Below are 13,966 nucleotides of genomic sequence, written 5' to 3' on the forward strand. Positions count from 1 at the left end.
GCAGGTTGGACCTGGTGCCGTGAGCCGTCTGTAGCAACACTGCGTGGGACTCACTGCGAGGAGTCTATCCCGTCAAAGAGTTGCTCTCATCTCCCCATATGAGTGGCCACGCGCCGCGCTCCTGCCACGGCTTTTCGTAACATCGTCCTCCCGGGCTGATATCTGGTATCCTGCCTTCTTTCTATCTCGTTGAGCCCATTGGAGAAATTATGTCTCGCATCATCTATCTGCTGCGCCACGGCCAGACCCGCTACAACGCCGAACAACGTTTGCAGGGGCGCTGCAACTCGGATCTGACCGTCAAGGGAGAGGCCCAGGCCATCGCCATGGGGGATCGCCTGCGCGAGATTCTGGATGAGCCTGAGCAATGGACGCTCTACGCCAGCCCCCTGGGCCGTGCTCGTCAGACGGCAGAATTCGTCTGCCAGCAGCTGGGGCTGGGCAGCGGGCGCATCGTCTGGGACGAGCGATTGGTGGAGCTCGGCATGGGGGAGTGGGAGAGTTGCCGGGTACCGGATCTCTTGGCAGCGCATCCCTCCCTCGATATCAGCCAGCCGGACTGGTATCTGCAGGCCCCGGCGGGGGAGAGCGCCGGGAGCATCCAACGCCGGGCCCAGAGCTGGTTGATGGACTCGGCCATCGCCGAGCGTGCTATCGTGGTCTCCCACGGCCTGCTCGGCGCCATGCTGCGCGGTGCTTACGCCGATCTCGACTACGCCACCACCTGGTCACAAGAGCTGCCTCAGGATGCCTTCTTCAAGCTAAGCGGTGGCCGCATCGAGCGGATCCCGTGCTAAGGCGACGCGCGCTTGCTCATCAATAGGGCAGGGGTCTCTCCCCCAACATGGGCGCTTGCCGGGTCATGCCCGGCAGGAGCGGGACCCACCCGGTTTGGCTGGCTTATCGAAACAGGTGCAGGGCAGCATATTGCAGCAGCATGATGGTCTTGCCATCTCGGATCTTCCCCGCCTCTATCATGGCGAGCGCCGCATCGATATCCACCTCCAGCACGGCGATGTCTTCCCCCTCCGCCTCGTTGCCACCCCCCCGGGAGATCTGATCGCTCTCCCTGTACTCTCCCACGAAGAAGTGCAGCCGCTCCGTCACCGAGCCCGGACTCATAAAGGCATCGAAGATCTGGCGTACCTCCCTTACACGGATGCCGGTCTCCTCTTCGGCCTCGGCACGAATGCGGGTCTCGGGATCGGCCGCATCGAGCAGCCCGGCGGGCGCTTCAATGAGCAAGTCGTCGTGACCATTGACGAAGGCGGGGTAGCGGAACTGGCTGATGAGGATGACGGTGCGCCGCGCGGGCTCATAGAGCAGTATGGTCGCCCCGTTCCCCCTGTCGTAGGTCTCACGGGATTGGCGCTGCCAGCGGCCGTCACTTCGCAGGAAGGAGAAGGTGGTCTTCTTGAGCAGATACCAGTCGTCGGAGAGCACATCGACACTTTCCACCCGTACACGCGTTGCAACACTCATGGATCGTCCTTTATCGGCCAGGGGCCAGCCCTGTGCTGGCCATGGCTACAGTTTTTCATGTAATATCGTGCATTATCAATTGGTTTCGTGCATACCGAGGGAAGCATGCTGACATCAGAGCGCAAGGCATTGATCTTGAATGTATTGAAGCGTGATGGACGCGTCATTGCCAAGGCGATCAGCCAGCAACTTGGTGTCTCTGACGACACCATACGGCGGGATTTGCGGGAACTTGCCGGTGAAGGACTGTTGCTGCGCGTCCATGGGGGGGCCATGCCCGCCTCCTCTGCCATCGTCGATTTTGGGGCCCGTGAACAGCTGGGGTCCGCCGTCAAGGCGAGGCTGGGGAAGGTGGGGGCCGGGCTGGTCCAGCCCGGCCAGATAGTGTTTATCGACGGGGGGACGACCAATGTGCAGTTGGCGCAACAGCTGCCCCATTCATTGAACGCCACCATAGTGACCCATAGCCCCAGCATCGCGGTGGCGCTGGCTCACCATCCCCACATCGAGGTGGAGCTGATTGGCGGGCGTCTGTTCAAACACTCCCTGGTGGCCGTGGGCGCCCTGAGCGCGGCGGCCATCTCGGAGGTGCGCGCAGATCTGTGTTTCATGGGGGCGACCGGCATCCATCCACAGCTTGGGATCACCACGGGGGACAGGGAAGAGGCGACCATCAAGCGTTTGATGGCCGAGCAGTCGGCGGAGGTCATCATGCTGGCCGGGCACGAGAAGCTGGGGGCCGTGTCACCCTATCGGATCATGGCGCTTGCCAATTTGGGGACCCTGATCACCGAGGGGACGCTCGGGGCAGAGCCCCGAGGCTGGCTCGATGAGGCGGGCGTAACCCTGATGGAGGCCTGACCCGAGCGTATCAAGAGCCCTGTTCACCCCATGACAGCGATGCCACTGCGGCGCTTGGCCAGTTGTCGTTAATGGGCGGCAACCGGACTGGGGGCCTGGCACAGGGGAGTGCAGTGGGCCAGCAACTGCTTGGCTGGCATGGGTTTGCCGAGCAGATAGCCTTGCAGGGTATCGCAGCCGAGGTCAGTCAACAGGGCGCGCTGGCGCTCCGTCTCCACCCCTTCTGCCACGATGCGCATCCCCAGCGCCTGACCCAGGGCGATGATGGCGCTGATGATGGTGGCATCTTCACTGGTTTGCTCCAGGGTGGCGACGAAGCCCTTGTCTATCTTGAGCTCGCAGGCCGGGAAGCGCTTGAGGTAGAGCAGACTGGAGTAGCCGGTGCCGAAGTCATCGATGGAGATGCCAATGCCCAGCTGAGCCAGGCGGTTGAGGATGACAAGGCTCTCCTCGGCGTTCTCCATGGCGGTGGACTCGGTGATCTCCAACGTCAGGTGGCGAGCCTCCAGTCGATGGCGGTGCAGGCAGGCCTCTACCTCCTCCAGCAGGCCGGGGCTGGCGAGCTGAATGGTAGAGAGATTGACCGCCACGCTCCAGTCATGATGGCCCGCGTCGCGCCATTGGCTCATCTGGCGGCAGGCTTCGTCGAGCACCCAGTTGCCGATGGCGATGATGAGCCGACTCTTCTCCGCCAGCGGCAGGAAGCTGGCGGGGGAGATGGCGCCATGATGGGGATGGTGCCAGCGCAGCAGCGCCTCGGCCCCGACCACCTTGCCCTCGCGCGCGTCATATTTGGGCTGGTAGAGCAAGGAGAACTCCCCTCGCGCCAGCGCATGGCACAGCTCCTGTTGCAGCAAGAACTGCTGGTGGGCGTTGGCGTTCATGGCGCTGTCGAAGTAGTAGTAGTCGTTGCGCCCCCGCTTCTTGGCATGGTACATGGCGGCGTCGGCGTTGAGGGTCAGCTCATGCAGGCTGGTGCCATCCTGGGGATAGACGGCGATGCCGATGCTGGCGGTGACGCGCAGGCTGTGATGCTCCCACGCATAGGGCTCGGCCAGGCTCGCCAATAACCGCTCGGCAAACTCGGTGCTCTGCGCCAGATCCCCCGGCGCCAGGGTCAGCACAAACTCATCACCGCCGAAGCGGGAGGCGTTATCGTTGGCGCCGAGCAAGGCTTTTATCCGTTGTGCGACCTGCGCCAGCAGCTGATCCCCGATGTGGTGACCATGGGCATCGTTGATGATCTTGAAGCCATCCAGATCGAGAAACAGCAGTGCAAAACTGCGCTGGCTGTGCCGGCACTCCTGAATGCGCTGCTCCAGCCGATCGGCAAACAGCAGGCGGTTGGGGAGCTGGGTCAGGCTGTCGTGCAGTGCCAGTTTGAGCAACTCGTCGTGGGCCTGGTGCAGAGAGGCCGAGAGCCGGGCCGCGTGGGCATCCAGCATGGAGAGCACCAGGGCGATGGCAAACACCGCCAGGGTGACGATGATGACCACGGTGGCCAGCCACTGGGTGTTGAGCCCGGTGTAGAGGGCGCCGCACAGGCTGTGTTCTGGGAACTCGGCGGCCGCCATGCCGGTGTAGTGCATGCCGATGATGGCGGATCCCATCACCAGCGAGGCCAGGGCCTTGCGAAAGAAGGCGCGCTGATGGCTGTCGCGCAGGCGAAAGGCTATCCAGAGCGCGGCGCCGGAGGCGAGCACGGCGATGAGGATGGAGAGGATGACGAGGCCGGAGTGGTAATGGATACCGGGCATGATCTTCATGGCGGCCATGCCGATGTAGTGCATGCTGGCGATACCCGCCCCCATCAAGAGGGCGCCGATGACGATATGACGCCAGGGCAACTGGGGCCTGCTCACCAGCCAGAGCGCAAAGGCCGACGAGACGATGGCGGCCACCAAAGAGAGCCCCGTCAGCGCCAGATCGTAACCCAGGGCGATGGGCAGCTCGAAGGCGAGCATGCCGATGAAATGCATGGACCAGATACCGAGCCCCATGGCGAAGGCACCGCCGGCCAGCCAGAGCACGGCGGCGCGCCCCTTGCTTTGGCTCACTCGACTCGTCATGTTCAAGGCGGTGTAAGAGGCGAGCACGGCCACCAGAATGGAGAAGAAGACCAGATCCTGGCTGTAAGAGCTGTCGAGCATGGTGTGGGTCGCGGTCACGTTCACTCACTCTGGGATACATCAGGGCCTGAGCCTAGGCCAGGCCTGGGAAATCGAGTGGCAGATTGTATATCAGGCGTCCCTCTTGTGGGCCAGAGATATGTACCAAAAAGGCCCCGGTTCAGAGCGAAAAACCTGCCTTTGCTCAGCTTTAAACGCCATCTTCTGGACAAGGCGCCTAATTTTCCTATAAGGCAGAAGGTTATAACGCTTGTTCGGCGAATATCTGATGTGACAGGAATAAGTGGAACACCAAATATATTCACATTTAATGTTCCATAGGGGCTGGTAGGTGTTGTGCCGAGCAGAGGCTCATCAGGAAAAACTGATGGATTTAAGCATGCTGCAACAGCTGTCCATAACAATCGGGAAGAGATGCAAAATCAGTCATTTCAGACTGCAACTGTAATTCCAGCTCTGTCAGCTTGGTCAGTCGCATCGCAGCTCTGAAACTGTTTGCATCCAGTTCTGTGAGAGAGTTAGCCAGTTCGAACGATGGTCCCAGCTCCAGCAACCAGTAAGGATCCACATTCCCCTCAGCCTTCGGTGTTCCTGTCTGCTCTTCGGTCAGTTGTTCTCTTCGCAGCTTCCGGCATGTCAGTACAGGCCAGACCCGGGTGACCTCCCGTGTCAGGCCATTTGCTGAAAGGGTAGCTACGGCGAGATAGCTGATCTCGTTCATCAGCTGATCATCGTAACGAGTGGCAATGGTTTTGGCAGGGGTGTGATACCAGCGGGCAGAACCATCACGAAATGCATCGAAGTAATTGGCTGGGCGGCTGTTCTCCGGTGCGGTCGGAATGATCAGGGTGAGATCATGGTGGCGGACCTGCTGCATCCCCAGGGTGGCAATTCGGCTGGGCTCTTCCAGATAGAAGTGGCCCGAGTGGATGGCTGGATAGCGGAACTCTTCCCCGGATTTACCCAGCTTTTGCTCAAGGAAGGCTTGCAGCCAACAGGAGCCGCGGTGATCTTCTGCTGGTAGCAGGGCAAAGGCACCGATACCAATCCGATTGATCTCCTCCTTATAGGGATTTGTCTTCCCTAGTTGTTGGCTCATAAAGCCTGGATAGAGCGCAAAGGCGCCAAAGGTGGGCCGACTCGGTATCGTGTCCCCCTGTTGCCGATAGAGCAGGGCGTCCCGATAACGGTGCATCTGGTTGATGGCATCCTCAGGTACCCTGTCTCTTGAGTCTTCCAGTGGGCCCTTTTCGACCCGGTATTTGGCATCAAACAGCCAGATAAAGGTATCACCCTTTCCTGTGGTGGCTTCGATCAGAATGTCCGGTTTCTGGGGAACCAGCAGGGAGTGAACCGGCAGACTGCTCTTGTGGAATCTGGGTTCATGGGCCAGTTTGAGCCTTACACCGTCTTCTGCACGATGGTACTCCCAGCAGTACTTTATCCCCTCGGCCAGCCTGGTATCCCAGCCATCACGGGTGAAGTTAAATGCAGGTGTTTTCACCTCGGTAAACCCCAGGGTCAGGATAATTCGGCGCACCTCGATAACGCACCAGAGCTCGTAGAGCTGATCCATGCTGCGCACGCCAGCCACGGCATCATTCCCCAACGAGTCGAGATAGAGGCGCAGTTGCTGCCAGACCCGGTAAACCGCGCTATAGCCGCTCTTTTGCTGCAGTACCAGAGACTCGCGATACAACACCGCCGCCGGACCAACTTCACGCATCAGGGGGTGAGCCAGCGCCAGATCCAGCGGTTTGCTCCACGCCTTGAGGCGGTCAAAAAAGGCCCTGGACAGCAGGGTACGATCGCCCTGTTGTGTCAGCTGTTGCAGCATCCTTCCAGTGCGCTCCAGTACAAACTTGATAAAGCGGTTTTCCGGGGTATCCGTGGTCAGTTGTTTACGCTCTACCCGGTATCTGCGTTCGATACCGTTATCCAGATCCTGGCGGATCTGTTCGGCCTGCTTCGGGCGTGGCGGCCGCTTCATTCTGGCGGCCAGCAGATGCTCGGTCTTGCTTTGCAGCCGACTATGGGGCGCATTGATGATCTGGCGGATCCCCCGCTCAAGTTCCTTGTGCAGGGCTTCGAAATGAGCGAGCCAGAGCAGGGGGAACGGTTCGGCCTTGCGCTGGCTACGGCCCCCTTGCTGACTGGTTGTGCTGTTCAGGGTAAAACGCCAGTAGGGGTACTGTTCATCCAGCACCTGATGGATCAGAGGCACATCCCGGCGGATATCCAGCTTGACCGGATAGACCTCGAACCAGAGCGTCAGCTGAATGCGTACTGCATTTCTTACAGTCGGCTTCGGTTGATAAGAGAAAGGGAGCGCAAGTGTGCCCACGTTGTTGCCGGTATTGAATCCCCCCAGCAGCTCCTGCGAGCTATGCCTGCTTTTGAAGCGAAACGACTCGCAGATCCTCTGCAGATGATGCTCCAGCCGCGGTGCATCGTTCCCTTCGCTAACTTTGTGGAGAAACTCCCATTCGAATTCGTAAAAGCAGTTCTCATACAACAGGGGGGTTGGCAGTACCAGAGAGGAGAGAGCTCGCCCATCGGGCAGCTCCAGCGTGCAGCCATCAGCGTTAGCCCGGATGATGGAAAGGGGCTGCGAGAAGCGCACAACAGGTGGCTCGTATTTGCCAGCGCTCGCCGGCAGGTCCGATTTGTTGCTCTCTTGTTGATGATGAGCGCGGGTGGCTTGTAACTGCCGATAACGATCCCGGACCGTCTTCTCATTGGCGTAGATCCGCAAAATCCAGTCACTGCTCTGCAGGGTAAACAGGCACTCCATCACAACCCCCTTACGGCCAGAAGCTGGTAAAGCACTGCCGTACCAGCCGCTCTTTCATCCAGGCCAGTTTCTTCTTGCTGCGACAGGGGACATGTGGAGGTTCTGCGGGGGCGGAATCTTCACCGACGGCAGCCACCTTGCGGTTAAACAGGTCAGGGCGTGTGTCATCCCAGTGACTACCAAATTGTTCCGTCAACACCTTTTCCAGCTCGGTCAGCAGGTCGCTATCAGCCGTGTGATGGCTGCGCAACTTGTCGCTATCTCCCTCAATGCGCGGCAATACCTTGCACATCATAAAGTCATCCCAGATGGCGACCAGCTCTGCGGTATTGGCGGGGTGATGGGCCAGCAGGGCCAGCATCAGCTCGTTCAGGGCGCGATAGGCCAGTTCGAACGGGCTCTGTTGCAGTATCCCGTTGACTGCCTTCAGGAAGGTGACGCTCTCTTTACTGTGTTGCTCCAGCTCGGGGATGTCAGTAATGGCACGTCCGTCTGACCAGGTCGGATAACCAAGCCGTTTTGGCTGCAATGCCGGTGCAAAGTAGGCATCGAAATCGTTGGGGAAGAACTCGTTAAAGTCGAAGGTGAGGGCCCTGTCGATCACCTTGCGGGAAAAGCCGTGGGTGGTCTCGTCCATATTGACGGTACCGGCCACCATCAGATTGAAGGGGATAGCGATACCGTGCTGGCAGAAGCTGGCCCAGATCTGCCGATGCAGTGCAATATCGAGGTCCAGTCCCAGTTTTTCCGCCAGTTCGGTACGCGCGTTCTCATCCAGTTGCTGGCGAAGCGTATCTGCTTTGAGCAGGGGATCGCACTGGTAGAGATAGTCGTATTCGACCCCTTCTTTGTCGTTAAATGCCGTCAGTTCGGGTGAGGTATACCAGTGACGGGTCTCCAGTATCGAGAGATAGTCGGCGAAATATTGTTCAACCGGAGCCAGGTTCATCTCGTCGAGACAGAGCCAGAAGGGGGGGATATGGTCCAGTTGTTCCTGGCTCAGACCAATCTTACTATCGGTTCTGACTTCGCCAACACACCCGAAAATATGGAGCCAGGCTTGGGTAATAAAATGAAGCACCGGAGTCGATACATACTCCTTTTTACCACTGATCCTGGAGATATGGCCCAGCAGATCGGAGGGTTCGTGCCAGTCTGGCCGTACGGGAACCAGACAGTAATTGTCCTGGTCGGGATTGCTCTTGACCTGCTCACGAATAAAACGGGTTTTTCCTGTGCCGGAAATACCTGCGAACAACAGAAGTGGTTTATATAGACTCAGAATTGAGGATTCGTTAGTGAAAATATCATCATTATCTGATTTGAATTCTTCACCACTGACATCACACATTTCGCCAGTGTTATGTATTTTTTTGTTAAAATACTGTATTACTTTGTTGTTTCTTTTATTTCTTCCCGTTTTGGCTTTCATATAACCAATGTGTGATGTATGGCAAAGTATAGTTTCTATAACCGTTCTCTCGTTTGCTCCACTATGAAAAAAAGTATCAACATGGACTGGTTTATTATTTTTAAGTGTATCAACCACCTGTTTTATTCTATCAAACGAGATTCTTATAGTATCCTCATTACGGATAGCTAAAATAACTTTTTCATCGTATTTTACATCAGTAATTTTTGTTGTCTTTTTGCCCAGAATATACTTAAGATTGCTGCCTTTTAAGGCAGCAATCTCATTTAAAATCTCGTCAAAGATAACGTCACCACTCATTTTTTCACTCCATGAAATCAGCGATAGTTTTTGCTATACCATATGAGAATTTATATGGAACCCCATTACCAATAGTCTTGAACATCGCCGAAAGAGTCATTGTTGGAGGTAATTCAAACTCTTTCGGTAGTGACTGAATAGCCAGGGCCTCTGCTGCAGAGATCCGCCGAGGTAACCATGGATGCAAATGCACTTCGTTATTGCCATAGGCAGCAGTAGGTGAATATCTCCAACGATGTAGTCTTTTGTATGACTTTTTGGTGGTATCGCCCTCATCTATCACCATGAACTTGGCCAGACCAGCTCTGGGAGTAAAATAATGCTGACTATTAGGATGTTCATCCACATTATTCTCTTTGAACCACCAGTTTACTGTCAATTCCTCTGGTACTTCAGCTTTGCCGGGGGTCGAGTTGAATGGAGTTTGGGTTGGCCACGAATAGTTAAATGCCATCTGGTTAGGGAATGGCATATACTTTTCCCAGGAAAATGTACTCATATCTTCATCTTTATGGTTTAAAGAACCAAACATGATGATGCGATCTCTGTCTTGAGGAGCACCAAACTCGATTGAATTGATTAGTCTTTCAGTAATAGCGTAATCTGCATCCTGAAGCTGCTTTTTTATTGATTCATAAAACTCTCGGTGCTTTTTTGTACGCCACAAGCCTTTGACATTTTCGAAAACAAACCAGTCTGGCTTGTTTTTAATAATCAAGTCTATATATGACTTGGAAAGGCGGCCATTTTCACCATCGTGACCTTTATTTTTTCCTGCAACCGAAAAATCTGGGCATGGTGGACCACCAATAAATCCAATACTCTCTGACTTGATTCTTGCACTACTAACCATTGTCTTAAGCTCTGAGCTTAAAGGGCCATCAAGAAAGTCATCTATGGAGTTCAAAAAATGACCAAATTCGGGTTCTGAAATACCCATTTTCTTTCTACTATATTTATATGCATTGAGAAAATCTTTGTTCAGTTCATTAACAAAAACGACATTAAATCCTGCTTTTTCAAAGCCGAGATCCAGAAACCCGGAGCCTGAAAAAAAAGAAAAAACAGAGTGGTTCATTGATTGATTCTCTTGGTGATGAGTTTTTGAGCTGGATAGTCAGTAGTTATGAAGCTCTTTGAATGCATCGGAACAGTATGATTTATATCCAATGACAGCACTAAAATCTATCTGATTTAACTGTTTGTTTATACAGTGAATTGTGCAGATTCACAAGCGAGGCGCCATTGTGACAGATATCGTGAAACCCCAAAAGCGCAGCGAGATGATGGCTGGCATTCGTAACCGGGATACCCGTCCCGAGAAGCGGGTGCGTGCCATGTTGCATCGTGCCGGGTTTCGCTACCGTTTGCACAATGCAGCTTTGCCGGGCACTCCGGATCTCTGGCTGGCGCGTTACCGTGCGGTGATCGAGGTTGATGGCTGTTTCTGGCATGGTCATGACTGTCACATCTTCAGGTTGCCATCGACCAGAACGGCCTTCTGGCAAACCAAGATTGCCAGCAATCGCGAGCGTGATACCCGTCATCTGGCCGAGCTGGAACAACTGGGTATTCGTCGTCTGACTATCTGGGAGTGTGCTCTTACGGGGCGTCTTCGCCATGATCCTGAGCGGCTGTTGCTGGTTATCAGCTGGTGGCTGACCAGTGGCCTCAGTCATGGCGAGATTGCCGGTGGCCGTGAACTGCAGATCGCAATGGATCATTCCCATCCGCATGGCTGACCAGAGAGCACTCTCGACCCAGCCCTCAAACAGCCTGATAAAAGTGATCATTTTTTGTTGTCAAATCAGTGAGCTGTTGTCGCCTGTTGCTCGTTTGAAAATCTCCCCTATTTTTCGTGATACAGTTCGGCAGTGGCAACCACAAGGGGGTGGTTATGGATCCGGTTTCTTATCTTTTCTCGGCTTATCTCAATCTGGTGCAGCAGCAGGTGACGGATATTTATGGCACAGAGCTAAAAACGCTGGTAGTGCCTTATGAGGGAGAGCAGGTCCCCTTCTCTTTCCAACTCTGGCAGATCAAACAGAACAGCGTTTGCCGCCCCTACGAGCAAGATGTGCGGCGCTTCAGTCAGTGCACGGTTAAGGCGCGGGCATTGTTTGGCAAATTGTGCGATGACCTGACACGACAAGACGATAGCAACTGGCAGCTTCCTAAGTACCGCACCATGTACTGTTCGGCGGCTGTCAACTACCGCCCCATGATTGCGGAAATCACCGACGCTAAGCAAGACCCGGTAACGCTTGCGGAGCGAGCCTGTAATCAGGCCATTCTGGCTGCCATGGGCAGTGAAGACGAAACCCTGCTGGCTCAGCGAGACAAATCATGTGCCGCAGTACGCTGAGGCAATTTTCGAGTGAAAATGAATGGTTAGAAACCCCGCTGTGCCCCATACCACAACTTCCGTTGAGACAGGGGTTTGATGAGGTAGCAATCATCATCACAAGGAGGCGTCATGATCAGCCATATCGACCATCTGGTGTTGACGGTGAGCGACATAGATCGTTCGGTCGCGTTTTACAGTTCAGTGCTGGAAATGGAGGCAGTCACCTTCGGGGCCGGGCGGCGGGCGCTGCGCTTTGGCAATCAGAAGATCAATCTGCAACTGCTGGGTGAGGAGCCGCGCAACCGGGCCCAGGTGGGAGCGGGGGATATCTGCCTTATCACCCATTGGACGCTTGCGCAGGTGATGCATCAGCTCGAAAATCACGGAATCGAGATAGTGGAGGGGCCCGTGACCAAGAGCGGTGCCTGCGGGCCCATCGAATCCGTCTATTTTCTAGATCCGGATCAGCATCTTATCGAGATAAGTCGTTATCTATAAGACGAGTTATGCTGCGTTGTTGGTATTTTTAATATTAAATGCTGTTAATGTTTATAAATTCAGAGTCTTTGACTGCCTTGGCCCTGAATGGAGGAAGTGTCGACAGCAGATTCAGTCTGTCGAGGCCGGCCTTGGTCGGCGCCTCGCCCTGATCACCCCGGCAATGCCGATGCAGGCGCCCGCCAGCAGCAACAGATAGCCCAAGGGGAGCAAGGCGAAAGGCTCATGCAAGCATCCCGCTTCATCCAGGCTGGATCCCATCAGGCTGAATGCCATAAAGCTGGCGATCCCCAGCCCCATCAGAAAAACACCGAACTTGACCATGCTATTGTCCTCGCTGCTGCTAAAGAGCGGGCACTCTGTCATGGCCGGGTGAAGGGAGTGTGAAGCGAGATGCACAAGGGGCAGGCATCACGCTGTTGAAAGCGCATGTGAAAAGGGCAGCCATGGCTGCCCTTCGTGATCGGCTCGGCGGGTCGCTCCCGCTATCGCGCCGGGATCAGCAGACCCCTTGCGCCAGCATGGCGTCGGCGACTTTCACGAAACCGGCGATGTTGGCGCCGCTCTCGTAATTCACATGATTATCCCCATCCTGGCCGTAGCGCACACAGGTGCTGTGGATGCTGTTCATGATCCCCTTGAGGCGGGCGTCCACCTCTTCCCGGGTCCAGGAGAGGCGCTGGGCATTCTGGCTCATCTCGAGGCCAGAGGTGGCGACCCCACCGGCGTTGGCGGCCTTGCCCGGAGCGAACAGGACCTTGGCTGCATGGAACGCCTGGATGGCGGCGGCGCTGGAGGGCATGTTGGCCCCCTCGGCCACCAGTTGCACGCCGCCCGCGATGAGGGCTGCGGCGTCCGACTCATCCAATTCGTTTTGGGTGGCGCAGGGCAGGGCGACCTGGGTCGGCAGGTGCCAGGGGGTACGGCCGGTGAAGAACTCGAGCCCAAGCTCGTGGGCGTAATCCGCGACCCGCTTGCGCTGCTCGTTCTTGAGTTCCATCAATCGGGCCAGCTTCTCGGGGGTGAAACCGTCCGGATCGTAGACGGTGCCGCCGGAGTCGGAGGCGGTCACGACCTTGGCGCCGAGGGACATCGCCTTCTCGATGGCGTATTGGGCCACGTTGCCCGAGCCCGATACCGATACCGTCATGCCCGCCAGCGACTGGCCGCGGTGAGCCAGCATGGCTTCGACGAAGTAGAGCAGGCCGTAGCCGGTGGCCTCCGGCCGAATGAGGCTGCCGCCAAAGGAGAGCCCCTTGCCGGTAAAGACACACTCGGCGCTGTTGGTGAGCTTCTTCATCATGCCCGCCATGTAGCTCACCTCGCGCCCGCCGACGCCGATGTCACCGGCCGGCACGTCGGTGTTGGCACCCAGGTGGCGATAGAGCTCCAGCATCAGCGCCTGGCAGAAGCGCATCACTTCCCCTTCGCTCTTGCCCTTGGGATCGAAATCGCTGCCCCCCTTGCCGCCCCCCATGGGCAGAGTGGTGAGGGCGTTCTTGAAGGTCTGCTCGAAGGCGAGGAATTTCAGCACGGAGAGATCCACCGAGGGGTGGAAGCGCATGCCGCCCTTGAAGGGGCCGATGGCGGAGCTGTGCTGGATGCGATAGCCGCGGTTCACCTGCACCTGGCCTTGGTCATCGACCCAGCTAACCCGAAACTGCACCAGCCGCTCCGGCTCCACCAGGCGCTCCAGCAAACCGTGTTGCAGGTAGCGGGGATGGCGCTCGATAAAGGGCCAGATGGAGGCGACCACCTCGCTCACCGCCTGGATGAACTCGGGTTGATGGGGGTTGCGCTTGGCCACCTGGGCCAGAAAGTCGGCCTGGGAGAGGGAATGACTCATCTATAACTCCTGTCGTGAATGTGCAATTGGCGTCTTGCCAGAGACGATCATGCCCCGCAGCCAACTCTGCGTTCGATGGCGGGAATGAGCTGTGATCGCAGGGATTGCGATCCTCGCCGAATGGGGCAGTGCTCATGGCGTCTCCCCTTGGCTTCGGCAAGATAATTCGTGCGGACGAAAATCTTTTTATGCATTTTAGATTAATAAATAGCAAGCGATTCCTGTCGGCTTTTCGCGGCGTCGTCAGGGTGGCAAGCGGGGAACAGAGAAGAGCCCC

The 13,966-nt window shown here is 56.4% G+C and carries 12 protein-coding genes; 5 read left to right on the forward strand and 7 right to left on the reverse strand.

The window, feature by feature from the left end:
- Positions 1 to 209: 209 nt before the first annotated feature.
- Positions 210 to 797: a histidine phosphatase family protein gene (locus tag VZC39_RS07000; protein ID WP_434666949.1), complete on the forward strand. Its 588-nt coding sequence runs from the start codon at positions 210 to 212 to the stop codon at positions 795 to 797.
- 103 nt (positions 798 to 900) lie between these two features.
- Here the strand turns inward: VZC39_RS07000 and VZC39_RS07005 are convergent, their stop codons facing one another.
- Positions 901 to 1,482 carry an NUDIX domain-containing protein gene (locus tag VZC39_RS07005; protein ID WP_434666952.1) on the reverse strand — a complete coding sequence of 194 codons (582 nt, stop codon included), beginning with the start codon at positions 1,480 to 1,482 and terminating at the stop codon, positions 901 to 903.
- 105 nt (positions 1,483 to 1,587) lie between these two features.
- Between VZC39_RS07005 and VZC39_RS07010 the strand changes: the two genes are divergently transcribed.
- Positions 1,588 to 2,343, forward strand: coding sequence for a DeoR/GlpR family DNA-binding transcription regulator (locus VZC39_RS07010; RefSeq protein WP_434666955.1), 756 nt, complete (start codon positions 1,588 to 1,590; stop codon positions 2,341 to 2,343).
- Positions 2,344 to 2,411: 68 nt separating this feature from the next.
- On the opposite strand, the gene VZC39_RS07015 is transcribed toward VZC39_RS07010, so the two are convergent.
- The 4 genes from VZC39_RS07015 to VZC39_RS07030 all read right to left on the reverse strand — a co-directional run bounded on the left by VZC39_RS07015 (position 2,412) and on the right by VZC39_RS07030 (position 10,076).
- Entirely contained in the window at positions 2,412 to 4,511 is a 2,100-nt protein-coding gene (locus VZC39_RS07015; RefSeq protein WP_434666958.1) for a putative bifunctional diguanylate cyclase/phosphodiesterase, read from the reverse strand.
- A 334-nt stretch (positions 4,512 to 4,845) separates the two neighbouring features.
- On the reverse strand, positions 4,846 to 7,266 hold the full coding sequence (locus tag VZC39_RS07020) for a DUF2357 domain-containing protein (protein ID WP_434666961.1): 2,421 nt from the start codon (positions 7,264 to 7,266) through the stop codon (positions 4,846 to 4,848).
- A 10-nt stretch (positions 7,267 to 7,276) separates the two neighbouring features.
- The gene (locus VZC39_RS07025) at positions 7,277 to 8,998 is read right to left on the reverse strand and encodes an McrB family protein (RefSeq protein ID WP_434666964.1); all 1,722 of its coding nucleotides are present in this window, start codon (positions 8,996 to 8,998) and stop codon (positions 7,277 to 7,279) included.
- Positions 8,999 to 9,002: 4 nt separating this feature from the next.
- A complete protein-coding gene (locus tag VZC39_RS07030; RefSeq protein WP_434666967.1) occupies positions 9,003 to 10,076 on the reverse strand; it encodes a DNA cytosine methyltransferase in 1,074 nt (357 codons plus the stop codon).
- A 181-nt stretch (positions 10,077 to 10,257) separates the two neighbouring features.
- On the opposite strand from VZC39_RS07030, the gene VZC39_RS07035 reads away from it, so the two are divergent.
- The 3 genes from VZC39_RS07035 to VZC39_RS07045 all read left to right on the forward strand — a co-directional run bounded on the left by VZC39_RS07035 (position 10,258) and on the right by VZC39_RS07045 (position 11,843).
- The gene (locus VZC39_RS07035) at positions 10,258 to 10,740 is read left to right on the forward strand and encodes a very short patch repair endonuclease (RefSeq protein WP_434666970.1); all 483 of its coding nucleotides are present in this window, start codon (positions 10,258 to 10,260) and stop codon (positions 10,738 to 10,740) included.
- A gap of 155 nt (positions 10,741 to 10,895) precedes the next feature.
- Entirely contained in the window at positions 10,896 to 11,363 is a 468-nt protein-coding gene (locus tag VZC39_RS07040) for a hypothetical protein (RefSeq protein WP_434666973.1), read from the forward strand.
- 111 nt (positions 11,364 to 11,474) lie between these two features.
- Positions 11,475 to 11,843, forward strand: a complete 369-nt coding sequence (locus VZC39_RS07045) for a VOC family protein (RefSeq protein WP_434666976.1) — start codon at positions 11,475 to 11,477, stop codon at positions 11,841 to 11,843.
- Positions 11,844 to 11,954: 111 nt separating this feature from the next.
- Here VZC39_RS07045 and VZC39_RS07050 read toward each other — a convergent pair whose 3' ends face one another.
- Both VZC39_RS07050 and gdhA read right to left on the reverse strand, forming a co-directional pair.
- Positions 11,955 to 12,167 carry a DUF3955 domain-containing protein gene (locus tag VZC39_RS07050; protein WP_434666979.1) on the reverse strand — a complete coding sequence of 71 codons (213 nt, stop codon included), beginning with the start codon at positions 12,165 to 12,167 and terminating at the stop codon, positions 11,955 to 11,957.
- Between the two features lie 175 nt (positions 12,168 to 12,342).
- Positions 12,343 to 13,689, reverse strand: coding sequence for an NADP-specific glutamate dehydrogenase (gdhA, locus tag VZC39_RS07055; protein WP_434666982.1), 1,347 nt, complete (start codon positions 13,687 to 13,689; stop codon positions 12,343 to 12,345).
- Positions 13,690 to 13,966 lie beyond the last annotated feature (277 nt).

Source organism: Aeromonas sp. NJAU223 (assembly GCF_051125555.1).
In the GTDB taxonomy this organism is placed as follows: domain Bacteria; phylum Pseudomonadota; class Gammaproteobacteria; order Enterobacterales; family Aeromonadaceae; genus Aeromonas; species Aeromonas veronii_G.